At 60.7% G+C, this 14,613-nt stretch carries 17 protein-coding genes; 5 read left to right on the forward strand and 12 right to left on the reverse strand.

The window, feature by feature from the left end; genetic code table 11:
* Positions 1-100 precede the first annotated feature (100 nt).
* The 4 genes from J2Z75_RS12510 to rpmE all read right to left on the reverse strand — a co-directional run bounded on the left by J2Z75_RS12510 (position 101) and on the right by rpmE (position 1,774).
* On the reverse strand, positions 101-517 hold the full coding sequence (locus J2Z75_RS12510; RefSeq protein ID WP_209852753.1) for a GFA family protein: 417 nt from the start codon (positions 515-517) through the stop codon (positions 101-103).
* Positions 518-596: 79 nt separating this feature from the next.
* The gene (locus J2Z75_RS12515) at positions 597-1,079 is read right to left on the reverse strand and encodes an SRPBCC family protein (protein WP_209852757.1); all 483 of its coding nucleotides are present in this window, start codon (positions 1,077-1,079) and stop codon (positions 597-599) included.
* Positions 1,076-1,405, reverse strand: coding sequence for an ArsR/SmtB family transcription factor (locus J2Z75_RS12520; protein WP_209852760.1), 330 nt, complete (start codon positions 1,403-1,405; stop codon positions 1,076-1,078). The genes J2Z75_RS12515 and J2Z75_RS12520 overlap by 4 nt, the downstream gene beginning before the upstream one ends.
* 147 nt (positions 1,406-1,552) lie before the next feature.
* Positions 1,553-1,774 carry a 50S ribosomal protein L31 gene (gene rpmE, locus J2Z75_RS12525; RefSeq protein ID WP_209852762.1) on the reverse strand — a complete coding sequence of 74 codons (222 nt, stop codon included), beginning with the start codon at positions 1,772-1,774 and terminating at the stop codon, positions 1,553-1,555.
* A 217-nt stretch (positions 1,775-1,991) separates the two neighbouring features.
* Between rpmE and J2Z75_RS12530 the strand changes: the two genes are divergently transcribed.
* Both J2Z75_RS12530 and J2Z75_RS12535 read left to right on the forward strand, forming a co-directional pair.
* A complete protein-coding gene (locus J2Z75_RS12530; RefSeq protein WP_209852765.1) occupies positions 1,992-3,797 on the forward strand; it encodes an ABC transporter ATP-binding protein/permease in 1,806 nt (601 codons plus the stop codon).
* Between the two features lie 119 nt (positions 3,798-3,916).
* Positions 3,917-4,906 (forward strand): Bug family tripartite tricarboxylate transporter substrate binding protein, encoded by a 990-nt coding sequence (locus tag J2Z75_RS12535; RefSeq protein ID WP_209852768.1) that lies wholly within the window; start codon positions 3,917-3,919, stop codon positions 4,904-4,906.
* Between the two features lie 53 nt (positions 4,907-4,959).
* Here the strand turns inward: J2Z75_RS12535 and J2Z75_RS12540 are convergent, their stop codons facing one another.
* The 7 genes from J2Z75_RS12540 to J2Z75_RS12570 form a co-directional block, all read right to left on the reverse strand.
* Positions 4,960-6,603 (reverse strand): FAD-binding dehydrogenase, encoded by a 1,644-nt coding sequence (locus tag J2Z75_RS12540; RefSeq protein ID WP_209852771.1) that lies wholly within the window; start codon positions 6,601-6,603, stop codon positions 4,960-4,962.
* A 132-nt stretch (positions 6,604-6,735) separates the two neighbouring features.
* Positions 6,736-7,767 (reverse strand): peptidoglycan -binding protein, encoded by a 1,032-nt coding sequence (locus tag J2Z75_RS12545; RefSeq protein ID WP_209852774.1) that lies wholly within the window; start codon positions 7,765-7,767, stop codon positions 6,736-6,738.
* 3 nt (positions 7,768-7,770) lie between these two features.
* On the reverse strand, positions 7,771-8,871 hold the full coding sequence (locus J2Z75_RS12550; protein ID WP_209852776.1) for a MotA/TolQ/ExbB proton channel family protein: 1,101 nt from the start codon (positions 8,869-8,871) through the stop codon (positions 7,771-7,773).
* 159 nt (positions 8,872-9,030) lie between these two features.
* On the reverse strand, positions 9,031-9,831 hold the full coding sequence (locus J2Z75_RS12555; RefSeq protein WP_209852778.1) for an inositol monophosphatase family protein: 801 nt from the start codon (positions 9,829-9,831) through the stop codon (positions 9,031-9,033).
* Positions 9,832-9,901: 70 nt separating this feature from the next.
* On the reverse strand, positions 9,902-10,465 hold the full coding sequence (efp, locus tag J2Z75_RS12560; RefSeq protein WP_209852779.1) for an elongation factor P: 564 nt from the start codon (positions 10,463-10,465) through the stop codon (positions 9,902-9,904).
* A gap of 105 nt (positions 10,466-10,570) precedes the next feature.
* Positions 10,571-11,752 (reverse strand): tetratricopeptide repeat protein, encoded by a 1,182-nt coding sequence (locus tag J2Z75_RS12565; RefSeq protein ID WP_209852781.1) that lies wholly within the window; start codon positions 11,750-11,752, stop codon positions 10,571-10,573.
* Between the two features lie 9 nt (positions 11,753-11,761).
* Complete coding sequence (locus J2Z75_RS12570; RefSeq protein ID WP_209852783.1) at positions 11,762-12,415, reverse strand: thiamine phosphate synthase; 654 nt, start codon at positions 12,413-12,415, stop codon at positions 11,762-11,764.
* Positions 12,416-12,518: 103 nt separating this feature from the next.
* Between J2Z75_RS12570 and J2Z75_RS12575 the strand changes: the two genes are divergently transcribed.
* A complete protein-coding gene (locus tag J2Z75_RS12575) occupies positions 12,519-13,298 on the forward strand; it encodes a sulfite exporter TauE/SafE family protein (protein ID WP_209852784.1) in 780 nt (259 codons plus the stop codon).
* Between the two features lie 143 nt (positions 13,299-13,441).
* A complete protein-coding gene (locus J2Z75_RS12580) occupies positions 13,442-13,702 on the forward strand; it encodes an ArsR/SmtB family transcription factor (RefSeq protein WP_209852786.1) in 261 nt (86 codons plus the stop codon).
* A gap of 226 nt (positions 13,703-13,928) precedes the next feature.
* Here the strand turns inward: J2Z75_RS12580 and J2Z75_RS12585 are convergent, their stop codons facing one another.
* The gene (locus J2Z75_RS12585) at positions 13,929-14,102 is read right to left on the reverse strand and encodes a YdcH family protein (RefSeq protein WP_209853375.1); all 174 of its coding nucleotides are present in this window, start codon (positions 14,100-14,102) and stop codon (positions 13,929-13,931) included.
* A gap of 243 nt (positions 14,103-14,345) precedes the next feature.
* Between J2Z75_RS12585 and J2Z75_RS12590 the strand changes: the two genes are divergently transcribed.
* Positions 14,346-14,549 carry a YdcH family protein gene (locus J2Z75_RS12590; RefSeq protein WP_018327895.1) on the forward strand — a complete coding sequence of 68 codons (204 nt, stop codon included), beginning with the start codon at positions 14,346-14,348 and terminating at the stop codon, positions 14,547-14,549.
* The last annotated feature ends 64 nt before the right edge of the window (positions 14,550-14,613 follow it).

A 14,613-nucleotide genomic window follows, 5' to 3' on the forward strand; every position in this document is an offset into this window, starting at 1 on the left:
CGGGCAGCGCTTGCGATGCCGGGCAGCGCTTGCGATGCCGGGCAGCGCTTGCGATGCCGGGCAGCGCTTGCGATGCCGGGCTTGCGCGCAAACCGGCACGCTACGCCGGCGGCATCCTGTCGAATTTCGGCAGGGACGGATCGAGGTGATCCCATGCGTAACCGCGCATGCGATATGTCACCGCCTGCGGATTGTACCGGCTCGGATCGTCAAGGCTTGCGGCATGCACCGCGAAAAGATCCGGCATCGCCGCGAACGTCAGATACACCGGCGACCCGCAGGCGGGGCAAAAGGCATGCGTCTTGATACCGCCGCTATCGCCGGCAACGTCCCAGCCCGTCGCGTCCCCTTCAAGCTTCACGTCCTTCTTGTCGGCAAACGTCAGATAGGAGCCGTGTCCAGTGCCGCTCCTGTGCTGGCAATCCCGGCACTGGCAATCGTTCATGAAAAGCGGTTCGGCGGAAATTTCATAGCGGATTCGACCGCAGGCGCATCCGCCCGTGTAAGGCTTGCTCATCTCTCTTCTCCCACAAGATACTGTCAGGTCATGAAATGCTTCGAAGGCATCGAAAGTCCGTGTTTGCGCCCGCCGCGCATCAGTGCAGCGGCTTCGCAGGATCCTGCTCGGCAGCGACGCTATCGAGGTTTCGGACAACCTTTTTCCAGCCGGCGCTCATGTTCCTGTAAGCGGTGTCGTTCTTCGGCAGCACGAAGCCGGAGTGAACAAGGCGAACACGCGTGCCGTTCTCGATCTTGGAGAGGACCCATGTGACGACGGTATCCAGCGGCGAGCCGTATCCGACGTTTCCCTCGTGTCCGCCTTTCCAGGCATAGGAAAGGCGTTCATTCGGTATCACCTGCAGAACTTGGCAGCGAATGACGCCGTCCCACGCGCCGGCCGGCGTCGTCGTGAACGTAAAATGGGTACCTTCCACAGGCTCGAATCCGGTCGGCGCCATCAACCATCGGGCGATCAGGTCGCCGGACGTCAACGCCGTCCAGATCGTTTCCGGCGCATGCGGGAAGACCTCGTCGACCACGATATCCTGGGTAACGGATTTCAATGCGTTATCGTTCATGGATCGATCTCCTTGAGCAAGGTTCTGAGATTTGCGAACCGATCGCGCCAGAAGACGCCGTAATGGCTCATCCAGTCGACAAGCGGCTCGAGGCCCTCCGGACGGGCACGATAATAGACGTTGCGCCCTTCCGGGCGCTCAACGACCAGGCCGGCGAGCTTCAACGATTTGAGATGCTGGGAGATCGCGCCCTGTGTCACCCCGCTCCCGCGCGTCAACTCGACCACGGTAATCTCCTCGGATCCGACGACCCGCTCGAACAAGGCGCGACGTGTCGGGTCAGCGAGGGTGCGCAGGACAGCGGTGATATTGGTGACTTCGATCATGGCTAATCAAATAGTACACACTAATCAATAAGTCAATACTAATCATTTAACCCGAGACTATCGCGCACGAGAACATCCGCCCAACGTGAAACGCAAAAAGCCCGGACGAACCGGGCTTTTCAAAAATCATAATCCAGCAGGAAAAGCTTAGAGGCCGAGACCTTCGAAGCGCTTCTTGAACTTGGAAACGCGGCCGCCGCGGTCCAGCATCTGCTGGTTGCCGCCGGTCCAGGCCGGATGCGACTTCGGGTCGATTTCAAGGTTCATGGTCTGGCCTTCCGTACCCCAGGTCGAGCGGGTTTCGTAAGCCGTGCCGTCTGTCATGACGACTTTGATCATGTGGTAAGCGGGATGGATATCAGCCTTCATAACAATCTTCCTGCAAGTTCCAGGGTCCAATTGTCGCAAGCCATTTGCGGGCCATTGCGGCATGGGGACCGAACACGTAAATGAAGCCGCAGACCACTGAAGGGACCACGGCTTCCCAATTTGATGCCGTGCCTATACATGATGGTCACCGGGATAACAAGTACCGCCGGAGAAGACTCGTGCGAGTTTTGCAGCTTCTTCCGCTATTGGAGGCAACGTGTCGAATGAAGTCGTTCAGCCGGCGGGGCGAAAGTCCGTCCGCCCGCTGGTCAAGCTGCTGCCGTATATAAGGCGTTACCGAAATCTCGTCATCGGTGCCGGCATTTCGCTCGTCGTCGCGGCCGTCACTACCCTGACGCTGCCGATGGCCGTACGCCGGATGATCGACCACGGGTTTTCGAATTCCGATTCCGGCTTCATCAACACCTATTTCTCCATGCTGATGATCCTGGCGATCGTGCTGGCCCTTGCCAGCGCCGCCCGCTATTATTTCGTCATCACGCTTGGCGAGCGCATCGTCTCGGATCTGCGCCGCGATGTGTTCGATCATGTCACCCGGCTTTCCCCGTCCTTCTTCGACGTCAACCAGTCCGGCGAGATCGTCTCGCGGCTGACGGCCGACACGACGCAGATCAAATCCGCCGTCGGCGCAACCGCCTCCGTGGCGCTGCGCAACACGATCCTGTGTCTCGGCGCCATCGGCATGATGGTCTATACCAGCCCGAAGCTGTCGAGCCTGGTGATTGCGGCAATCCCCGTCATCGTCTTCCCGCTGGTCGGCTTCGGCCGATCGGTGCGCCGCCGCTCGCGCGAGGCGCAGGATACGCTGGCAACAGCGTCGGCCTATGCCGGCGAGGCGATCTCGGCTGCCCGCACCGTCCAGGCCTTCAATGGCGAGGCCGCAGCACAAGCCCGCTACGGCAGCGCCGTCGAAAGCGCCTATCAAGCAGCACGCTCGGCCATCAAGGCCCGCTCCATCCTGACGGCATTTGCGATCACCATGATCTTCGGCAGCGTCGTCGCCGTCCTGTGGTTCGGCGCACAGGATGTCCTCTCCGGCACGCTGTCGGCGGGTACGCTCGGCCAGTTTCTGCTCTATTCGGTCTTTGCGGCCGGCAGCCTCGGCGCACTCTCGGAGGTCTGGGGCGAACTCTCGCAGGCAGCAGGCGCAGCCGAGCGCCTGAGTGAGCTGCTGGCCGAACAGCCGGAGATCACTGCGCCCGCCGATCCGCTCGCCATGCCGGAACCGGCGCAGGGTGCCGTGACCTTTGACGACGTGCACTTCGCCTATCCCTCGCGACCGGGCTACAAGAGCGTCAAGGGGCTGAGCTTTGCCATCAAGCCCGGCGAAACGGTTGCTGTCGTCGGCCCGTCCGGTGCAGGCAAAAGCACGGTTTTCTCGCTGCTTCTGCGTTTCTATGACCCGGTCAAGGGAACGATCGCAGTCGACGGCGTCGATATCCGCGCCGTCGATCCGGAAAAACTGCGCCGCCGTATTGCCATCGTGCCGCAGGACGTGACGATCTTTGCCGCCTCGATCCACGACAACATCGCCTTCGGCCTGCCGTCGGCATCCCGCGACATGGTGAAAGCCGCCGCCGTCGCCGCTCAGGCCGACGAATTCATCGCAAGGCTTGATCACGGCTACGACACGCAGGTCGGCGAACGCGGCATCACGCTGTCGGGCGGCCAGCGCCAGCGGATCGCCATTGCCCGCGCCATCCTGAAGAATGCGCCCATCCTGCTGCTCGACGAGGCGACCTCAGCACTCGATGCCGAGAGCGAAACGTTGGTTCAGAAGGCGCTGGACGGATTGATGCGCGAGCGCACCACGCTCGTTATCGCCCATCGCCTGGCGACAGTGCTCAAGGCCGATCGGATCCTGGTCATGGACCAGGGCCGGATCGTCGAGGAGGGAACGCATGCCTCCCTCGTTCGCCAGGGCGGCCTCTATGCCAAGCTTGCCCGGTTGCAGTTCAACGATCACGGCCCGGAGCCGAACAACGTCGTCACGCTGGGCTAAAACCGCTTAACCGTTAATCCTCCATCCAAGGTTGCCCTCTTGGCATACCGCGCTATTGTTGACGTAGAGACGGCTTCATGCCGTTTTCCGGACAGGAACGTCTTTGGGAGGAGATTTGAATGGCATTGTCTTTGTTGAAGCGGCGCACTGCGCTGGGTCTTGCAATGGTGGCGGCATCGGCGCTTGCTTTGGGCACCAAAGCGCAGGCGCAGGAATTTCCCGATCGCCCGGTAACCCTCGTGGTGCCGTTTGCCGCCGGCGGCTCGACCGACGTCGTTGCCCGCATCATCGGCCAGAAGATGTCCGAGGATCTCGGCCAGCAGGTCGTGGTGGAAAACGTTGCGGGTGCCGGCGGCAATCTCGGTGCCGACCGGGTGGCAAGGGCCGAGCCCGATGGCTACACGATCCTGATGGGAACGGTCGCGACCCACGCGCTCAATCCCTTGATCCTGAAGACCAAGCCCTATGATCCGGAGAAGGATTTCGCCCCGGTCTCGCTGCTGGTGCTCGTGCCCAATGTGCTCGTCGTCAATCCGGAACTGCCGGCCAAGAACGTCGCTGAGCTTCTGGCTCTTCTGAAGGCGGCACCGGAACAATATTCCTACGCCTCCTCGGGCAACGGCACGCCGTTGCATCTCTCCGGCGAACTGTTCAAGAAAATGGCCGGCGTCAACATGCAGCATGTTCCCTACAAGGGATCAGGCCCGGCGCTGAACGACGTCATCGGCAATCAGGTGCCGATCATGTTCGACAACCTGCCCTCGTCCTCCGGCCATATCAAATCCGGCACGCTCAGGGCGCTTGCCGTGACCACCAAGGAACGCGCGCCGTCCTTCCCGGATGTGCCGACCATCGCCGAAACCATTCCGGGCTACGAAACCTACACCTGGAATACGCTCTTTGCGCCCGCCGGAACCCCGAAGGAAGCCATCGACCGGCTCAACGCATCGGCAAAGAAAGCCTTGGCTGATCCGGCCGTCGCCGAAAAGATGAAGGATTTCAGCGCCACCATCGTCGCATCGACACCAGAGGAACTGGCAGTCCATGTGACGGCCGAGCTTGCCAAATGGGGTCCGGTGGTCAAGGACGCCAACGTCCATCTGGATTGATTCTCAGGGGCTCTCCGGACAATCCGGAGAGCTGTTCCCTTCGGCTGGCCCCATCAGGCCCCGACGCTGCGCCCGACAACCCGTCCCGAAAACAGGCATCCGCCGAGGAACGTGCCCTCCAGTGCGTTGTAACCATGCATGCCGCCGCCGCCGAAGCCGGCAACCTCGCCCGCTGCATAGAGGCCCGGCACTGGTTCGCCGGATAGCTCCAGCACCCGGCCGTCGAGATCCGTCTGCAGGCCGCCCAGCGTCTTTCGCGTCAGGATATTGAGGCGCACGGCAATCAGCGGACCGGCCTTCGGATCGAGCAACCGGTGCGGCTTGGCTGTCCGCATCAGCCTGTCGCCGAGATAGTGTCGCGCGCCGCGGATGGCAGTGATTTGCGCGTCCTTCGAAAACGGATTGTCGATCTCGCGATCCCGCGCCTCGATCTGCCGGCGCAGGTGATCCCGTGAGAGACGGTCCTCCCCGCTCAGCCTGTTCATGCCCTCGACCAGATCGTCCAGCCGGTCGCGAACGACAAAATCCTCGCCCTTGTCCATGAACGCCTGCACCGGGCCGGGTGGATTTTTGCCCAGTCTCTTCAAAAGCAGCGGGATGTCCTTGTTCGTCAGATCCGGGTTCTGTTCGGAGCCGGACAGCGCAAACTCCTTCTTGATGATCGCCCTGGTCAGGATGAACCAGCTATAGTCGGCCCCGCTCTTGCGGATCGCCTTCAGCGTACCGAGCGTATCGAAGCCCGGCATGGCGGGGGCGGCGAACCGGTTGCCGTCGGCATCGCACCAGAACGAGGACGGACCGGGCAGGATGCGGATCCCGTGGTTCGGCCAGACCGGATCGAAGTTCCGCAAGCCTTCCGTATAGTGCCACATGCGGTCCTTGTTGATCACCGAGCCGCGGGCATGCTCGGCAATTTCCACCATGCGCCCGTCGACATAATGCGGCACGCCACTGACCATGAATTCGGGCGGCGGTCCGAGGCGGTCCACCGGCCATTGTTTGCGAACCAGATCATGGTTGCCGCCGATGCCGCCGGACGAGACCACCACGGCGCCGGCCTCGAACCAGAACTCGTCGACAACCTCGCGCGAACTGCGGTGACCGCGTGGCACGCCGTCGTTTTTAAGAACCGATCCCCGCGCACCCGTAACAGCGCCATTGCTGATGATCAGTTCGTCCACCTGATGACGAAACCGGAAGCGGATGCGCCCCTTGGCCTCCAGTGCCCGTGCCCGGGCAATGAACGGCGCCAGCACACCCGGCCCGGTGCCCCAGGTCACATGAAAGCGCGGCACAGAGTTTCCGTGACCATGCGCAAGTCCGCCGCCGCGCTCCGCCCAACCGACGACAGGAAACCAGCGCATACCTTGGCGATGCAGCCAGGCGCGCTTTTCACCGGCGGCGAAGTCGAGATAGGCCTCGGCCCAGCGGCGCGGCCAGAAATCTTCCGGACGGTCGAACTGCGCCGAGCCCATCCAGTCCTGCCGCGCCAGATTGAGATCGTCACGGATACGCATGCGACGCTGTTCGGGACTATCGACGAACAGAAGACCGCCAAGCGACCAGAAGGCCTGGCCTCCGAGGTTCTGCTCACCCTCCTGGTCCAGTACGATCACCCGCAGGCCCCGATCGGCAGCCTCAACCGCCGCAACAAGACCAGCAAGCCCTGCCCCGATCACCAGAACATCGCAATCCATATTCGCCCTCCTGCAACTCCACCTGTCCCGAACATTACGCACACGTAAACGTCAGGGCAACGGTGAAACGCAGCCGCACAGTCAGCAACTTGTATGATTGCAAATCACCTTAATAACCGGCGGAGAAGCCAATCACTTCTCGGTCAGCTTCAACTCGATGCGGCGGTTTTGCGAACGCGCCTCCGGGGTGTCACCCTCGGCGATCGGCTGGAATTCGCCAAAGCCTGCGGCAACCAGACGGTCTGCCGGAACGCCCTTGGAGATCAGGAACTTGACGACCGATGTCGACCGCGCCGACGAGAGTTCCCAATTGTCGGCGTACCGTCCGGTGCCTGAGAGCGGAACATTGTCGGTATGGCCATCGACGCGAAGCACCCAGTTGATCTCCGAGGGAATCTCCTTGGCGAGATCGAGCAGCGCCGCGGCGAGCTTGGCCATCTCCTCCTGCCCCGCCGGGTTCAACTCGTTGCCACCGGAGGGAAACAGCACTTCCGACTGGAAGACGAAGCGGTCGCCGACGATGCGGATATTCTCGCGGTCCGACAGGATTTCCCGCAACCGTCCGAAGAAATCGGAACGGTAGCGGTTGAGTTCCTGCACGCGCTGCGCCAGCGCGACGTTCAGCCTGCGGCCAAGATCGGCGATCTTCGTCTGCGATGCATTGTCCTTGGCCTCGGATGCCTGCAGCGCGCCCTCGATGGCGGCGATCTGGCTGCGCAGCGCGGCGATCTGCTGGTTGAGAAGATCGATCTGGCTCATTGCCCGGGCGCTGACCTGCTTCTCCGCGTCCAGCTTTCCGGTGAGGTCGCCGATCTGCTGGTTTGCCGTATCGGAACTTCCCGAGCCCTGCTCAAGCAACGCCTGCAACCGCGAGCGCTCCCCTTCCGATGACGCCAGCGACGCCTGCAGATTGGCAAGGGAATCCTCGAGATCCTGCTTGCCGCCCTTTTCCAGCGCCAAAAGCTGGGTCAGTTCATTGATCTGGCTGTTCAGCCGGTTGAGCACATCATCCTTGCCGCTGATTTCGCGGCTGAGCAGAAACTGCCCCAGCACAAAGACGCACAGCAGGAACATGATGGAGAGCAGCAGGGTCGACAGCGCGTCGACGAAACCCGGCCAGTAGTCGACAGTTCTCTGCGAACGGCCCTTGCGCGCAAGTGCCATCGATCACTCCCCCCCTGCGTCTTCGACGCGGGCAAGCTTGGTCGGAGTCCGGTCCGGATGAACGGCGATTTTATCGGACTGGCCGATGCGCGCCGAAAGCTTGTCCAGCGTCTTGCGCATCGACTTTGCTTCTTCCTGCTGCGCTTCGATCCAGTCGCGCAGCATCTGCTGCTCTCCGCGCATGTTCTTCACCAGTCCCTGGATACCTTCAGCAAGGCTCGCCATGGCGGCGGTCGTGCGCTGGTTCATGCCGCCGTCCTGGTTGAGGCGGGTGAGCTGTTCCGTCAGCTGGCGAAGTTCTTCGACAGGTGCGGTAGCCGGCTTGCCGGGCATCGCCATCAGGTCGGAACTGACGTCCGTCACCGATGACAACCAGTTTTCGAGCTCGGTGTAGAAGCGGTTCTGCGCCCGACCGGCCTGCAGGTCGAGAAAACCGAGGATCAGCGAGCCGGACAGGCCGAAAAGCGAGGTGGAAAACGCCGTGCCCATGCCGGTCAAAGGCGCGGACAGGCCCGTCTTCAATGCCGCGAGGACATCTTCGGTGCTGCCCGTTCCGGCATCCAGCGACTGGATGACCGTATTGATCGAGCCGATGGTGCCGAGCAGACCCCAGAAGGTGCCCAGCAGACCAAGAAAGACCAGAAGACCGATCAGGTATCGCGAGGTGTCGCGCGATTCGTCGAGCCGGGTGGCGATCGAATCGAGAATGGAACGCAGCGCCGTGGTCGAGATCGACATGGAATGGCGCTGGCCGATCAGCGCGCGCATCGGCGCCAGAAGGACCGGATCGCGGCCGACTTTTTCGGCGCTGCCGGCGGCACGGAAGGAATTGAACCAGCGAACCTCGGGCCGCAGGCTGAAGACATGGTTGAAGACCAGCAGAATACCGATCAGCAGCACGCCCAGAATAAGGCCGTTCAGACCGGGATTGCTCAGGAAAGCCGCCTGTGCCTGACGAAACAGGATAGCTCCGACGAAGCCGACGATGATCAGGAAGATCACCATGGTCCAGAAGAAGACCATCGGGCTCGACAGCTTGTTGGGATTATACCCCTCGTTCGACCCTCCGTCGGCATCCCATCCCGACAGTTCCAATTTCGCCATGGGGCTCACTTCTCCGGTTTTCCAGTGCAACGAACCTGCCCGCAGATACGGACCTGGCGACGCAGGGCGGAGACTAGAGGAAGTTTGTGCCAAATTGAAGGGGAAACAACCGGCAACATCAACAGGATGAAACAGCCGGCCGTTCAGGCCGAAACCGGATTATTTTCCCGGTACGGGACGGTGCAGCACGTCATGCAGCGCCCTGCGGATATATTCGTTGCCCGCAACGATCGAACCGTCGTCCATCGGCTTGTTGCCGCCGTCGATGTCGGCAACCCATCCGCCGGCTTCGCGAATCAGAAGAATGCCCGCGGCCAGATCCCAGGGCATCAGGCCGCGTTCCCAGAAGCCGTCGAAGCGGCCGGCTGCGACATAGGCAAGATCAAGAGAGGCAGCACCCATGCGGCGCACGCCGGCGACTTCGCCCATCACATGGCGCAGTTCGACCAGATAGGTGCCGTGGTTGCCGACGCCCAGATGCGGCGTGCCGGTGCCGATGACGGCATCCGACAGATTCTTGCGGGCAGCGACGCGCAGGCGGCGGTCGTTGAGGAAGGCTCCACCACCACGCTCTGCCGTGTAGAGTTCGTCGGTCGCCGGATTGAGGATGACGCCAGCAACCACTTCACCCTGACGCTCCAGTGCGATCGAGATGGCAAAATGCGGGATGCCATGCAGGAAGTTGGTCGTGCCATCGAGCGGATCGACGATCCAGCGATGCGCGCCGTCGGTGCCGATAACCTCTTCGCTTTCCTCACCGAGGAAGCCATAGGTCGGGCGTGCCTTCATCAGTTCTTCGCGGACCAGCTTTTCCGCCTTGCGATCGGCCTGCGAAACATAGTCGCCTGGACCTTTCAGCGAGACCTGCAGGTTCTGCACTTCGCCGAAATCGCGCGCCAGGGACTTGCCGGCCTTGAACGCGGCCTGGACCATGACATTGAGAAGAGCTGAGCGTGCCATTTTGGCTTTCCTTCGAAACAGAAAACCGGCCGCAGCAACGGCCGGAGAATTTTAGACGTGCCGCTGCGGATCAGTCCGCGCGGCGGAGATAGGCGATTTCATTGGTATCGACCAGAATGCGCTCGCCGGCCTCAACGAACGGCGGGACCATGACGCGAACGCCATTTTCCATGATCGCCGGCTTGTAGGACGACGCTGCCGTCTGCCCCCTCACCACCGGATCGGCTTCCGCGATGGTCAGAACCACCTGGTCGGGCAGCGAGATGCCGATCGGCTTCTCGTCGTAGAGCTTGACCGTCACCATCATGCCGTCCTGCAGGAAGGTGGCGCGATCGCCGACGAAATCCTTCTGCAATTCCAGCTGTTCATAACTCTCATTGTCCATGAACACCAGCGCATCGCCCTGTTCATAGAGGAACTGGAAGTCCTTCAGTTCGAGGCTGACCAGTTCAACCGTTTCCGACGAGCGAAAACGCTCGTTGAGCTTGGTGCCATCGATCAGGTTCTTGAGTTCCACCTGATTGAAAGCGCCACCCTTGCCGGGCTTGACCGTGTTGCACTTCACGGCGGCCCAGAGACCGCCATTGTGTTCGACGACGCTGCCGGGGCGAATTTCGTTACCGTTGATTTTCATGGGGAGTATTCCCTAAAGAACCGAAAGCCGCCCCTGCGGCCAGCCAATCCGGCGCTTCAAGACCACAAAACCCCTGAAAGTTCAAGTCTCGAGGCAAAAACAGGATCAGGACGACCGGTATTTGTTGGCAGCGCTCAACGCCGCCTTCTGCTGCTCATCGGTCAGACCGAGATAAAAATCTTCAAGAGCGAGGTCCTTCAGCCCGGCCCGGCGCGAAAGCACATACCATTTGGCAGCCTCGATCGGATCGGGGCGCGTGCCGATGGCATTGATATAGAGATGCGACAGCTTGTTCTGGGCAACGACGTTGCCACCCCTCGCTGCGCGCAGCATCCACGTAAAGCCCTCGTCGAGATTGCGGTCGCCGCCAATGCCGTCAACCATCCAGATGGCGAGATCGAGCTGGGCGGTATCGAAGCCGGCCCGCGCTGCCCTCAGCAGCCAGTCGCGCGCCTTCGCCCGCTTGTTTTCATCGATGCCGTCGACATTCAGATAGATCTGCGACAAGGCATATTGCGCATCGGCGATGCCCTGCTCTGCCGATTTTTCATAATAGGGCAATGCTGCTTTCAGGCCCTTTTCGCCCGGCATGTCCGCAACCAGAAGCTGGCCGTAGTTGAACTGGGCGGAAGAGTTGCCGAGATCAGCGGCCTTCTTCATCAGCTCTTCCGACCTCTTCTTGTCCCGCGGGACATCGCGGCCTTCCATCAGCAGCAGCGCGTATTTGAACATGGCGGCCGGATCACCGGAATTGGCCGCCTGGCCATACCAAAAGGCCGCGTCCTTGTTATTGCGGGCAACGCCGAGCCCCTGTGCGAAGATTTCCGCGACCAGCGTCTGTGCCGCCGCATCGCCCAGCTGCGCCCGCGGCAAGGCCAGTTCCATCGCTGTCAGATAATATCCCCGCTGGAATGCGCCATAGGCGTCGTCGGCCTTGCCGGCAAAGGGCTTTTCCTGCGGCAGGGCGGGCAGTTCGGCGCCCATCCGCTCGAGCACGTTGACGCCGCTCGAAGGCTCAAGCTTTTCCGCATCGACTTTCTTGGCCTCCTCGGGAGACTGCAGCGCCGGAATCTCGCCTTCGGGCAGGGCCGCACCATTGAACGGCGTGATGCGGCCACGCTTGGCAACCGCGCCTTCATCGTTCTCGCCCTGTTCAACCACAGGCGCTGTATCGTTGACGCCCGGCAGGGCATCGTCGGCGCGAGCACAGACAGGCACACCCAAAAGGGCCCCGCCCAACAAAAGAAGCGGCAATAGGCACAGCGATGGAGAAGAACGGATCAACATGGAAATGTCTTAAGCTTCAAACCGTGGCGCTTTTTCGTCAAGAAGCGCATTCACGCTCGCAACGATGGCAGGCGCCTGCTCCGGCTCCGAAAAAACGGCCAGACGCAGCGCCACGAATTCCGCGCCGCTTTCGGCAACGGTCAGCACCGATTCCGGATCGGTGCCACCCATGACGATGCACGGGATCTCGATCATCGATGCCCACCATTCGGCCAGCGCCACATTCTTCGGATGCGCTTCCGGCTTGATATCGCCATCGAGCTTGCCGAAGAACACATAGTCCGGACGGATTTCGCCCATTTCCAGCGCATGATGGCGGTCCGTCGCATTGCCGCCGCCGACGATCAGCTTGGGCGAAAACTTCTCCATTGCCTCCGCCAGTTCCGCCGCGTTGCCGGTGATATGCAGGCCATCCGCCTTTGCGCGGCCCGCAACCCGCGTATCGCCGGCAACAAGAGCCGCGGCGCCCGCTTCCTGGATCAGCGGAACCAGCACCTCGGCATGCTTCTGAAAAGCCTGATCGTCCAGCCCATATTGCGGCACGATGACCGAGGCAACGTCGCCGCCGCGCAATGCGCCGCCCAGCATCTGCGCGCGGCTATCGACATCGGCGATATCCGGCGCAATGAGGACGAGGCGGCAGCGATTGTCTTGTTTGCTCATAATGTCTCTGTTCCCGATGAAATGCGCGTCCGCGCACCATCCCTACTCGATTTCGATCTGCAAAAGCGATAGACCCTGCGGGCAAAAGGATCAACCGATACCCATGCTTCCCGATTTTCACTTCTATGCCATCGCCATCCCCGCGGTCCTGCTCGTCGGTTTCAGCAAGGGCGGCATGGGCGAAGCTCTTTCGCTCATGGGCGTGCCGCTTTTGTCGCTCGCCGTTTCGCCGGTGCAGGCGGCAGCCCTTCTGCTGCCGATCCTGATCGCCATGGATCTGGTCGCGCTGTGGACATGGCGCCAGCATGGCGACATGAAGACGTTGAAGATTCTGTTGCCGGGTGCCCTTGTCGGCATCGCCATCGGCTGGGCCACATCAGCCTATGTTGCACGCGATGCGTTGCGGCTGATCATCGGCCTGATTACCGTCCTTTTCGTTCTGCGGTATGTCTACAATCTCTGGCGCGCGCGGCGCGGTATCGTCATCCCAGCCAAGCCGCAAAGGCCGGTGCAGGCGACGTTCTTCGGCGCCTTTGCCGGCTACGGCAGTTTCGTCGCCCATGCCGGCGGCCCGCCCTTCCAGATCTATGCACTGCCGCTCAAGTTGCCACCGCGCGAATATACCGGCACGATGGTGCGGTTCTTTGCCATTCTCAACGTCGTCAAGCTCATCCCCTATTTCGCGCTCGGGCAGCTGGATCTCAGTAACCTGACCACATCGCTGACGCTTTTTCCGCTGGCGATGCTGGCAACGATGGCCGGAGCCTGGTTTGTCCGGCGCATGCAGCCGCAGACATTCTACCCGTTCATGTACACGATGGCGTTTCTGGCCGGCCTGAAACTCGTCTATGACGGAGTTTTGGTGCTTGCAGTGGCGCACTGAGCGCATCTGCGGCTCCAACCGGCGCGGTATGTTTTAAAACCGGGAAATCCTGCACGCCGGGCTTGTATACCGCACAGCAAAATTCCATTGCCGCATCGCACAATTTACTTGCCGAGTGCTTTGAATTCTCCTAGCTTTTGCGCATGTCACACGCTGATCCCTTCGACGCGATCTCGGATCCGAACCGGCGATATCTGCTGGAGGAGTTGCGTCGCGCACCGCGCACCGTGAACGAACTGGCAGAAGGTTTGCCGATCAGCCGGCCGGCGGTATCGCAGCACCTCAAGGCACTGCTGGACTCAAATCTCGTCTCCGTTTCCCCAAGCGGCACGAAGCGGATTTACGCGATCAACAAGCCTGGCTTCGATCGGGTCAACCTATGGCTGGATCAATTCTGGTCGTGAGGATTACGGGCTGGTTGTGAGGTTTCTGGCCTCGAAAGGTCAGACATCGGGAAACTCACTACTGCGGGCTTTGGCGAACTTCATGTCCGCGCCAAACAAATCCGCTTATCGACAACGCTTGAAACCGGCTTCAAGTGTCACTTTGCCAAAATTCGTTCTGGCTTTCCGGTTATCAATTTATGCGCTGGAACAAAAGTCTCCCGATGAATGAGATTGCTTTACCTAATCAGTGAGTTGAAGAGCGAATCTTCTCGATTTCGTCCTTCAAGCGCAGCTTCCGACGCTTGATGTCAGCGATGTGCTGATCCTGGACAGACGGCTGGATAAGCGCCGAATGGAGCTCCTGCTCCAGAACATCATGTTTTTTCTCAAGCGTTGCAAGATGAGCCTCAATGGTCATGTGGCAGTCCCTTCCTTTTGCTTGCACCCGATCCGTAAATGCCGGATGTTCCACGTTGTAACCGAGATAGTGTGCCATGCTATTTTTCATTTGTCGAAGGCGAAATCATGGCCGACATCAAATCTCGGTGGCGAGATTTGGTATTGGGATAACTTCCCGTTACCAACAATTCTGTGCTAGAGCGACGCTCGATTTTATGCGGATAGCAGACTATCTGCTGTCGGCGCCGACGGGGAACATTGCATGCCAGATCAGGATCAGGCCGAACTCAGACTGAGCGTAGCGCGGCTGAGGCAGGAACATGAAGACTATGATGTTGCGATCAATGCTATGATCCAGACAGGCTGCGACGCCCTGCGCATCCAGCGGATGAAAAAGAAGAAATTGATCATCAAGGACAAGATCACCAAGATCGAAGACCAGATCATTCCCGATATCATCGCCTGAACCTGCCGCGTGTCCGAAAGGGCGCGCTGCGAACGCTCCGGCCCGCACCTCGGCCTCGCAACAA

This window comes from Rhizobium herbae (assembly GCF_017873135.1).
Classification (GTDB): domain Bacteria; phylum Pseudomonadota; class Alphaproteobacteria; order Rhizobiales; family Rhizobiaceae; genus Pararhizobium; species Pararhizobium herbae.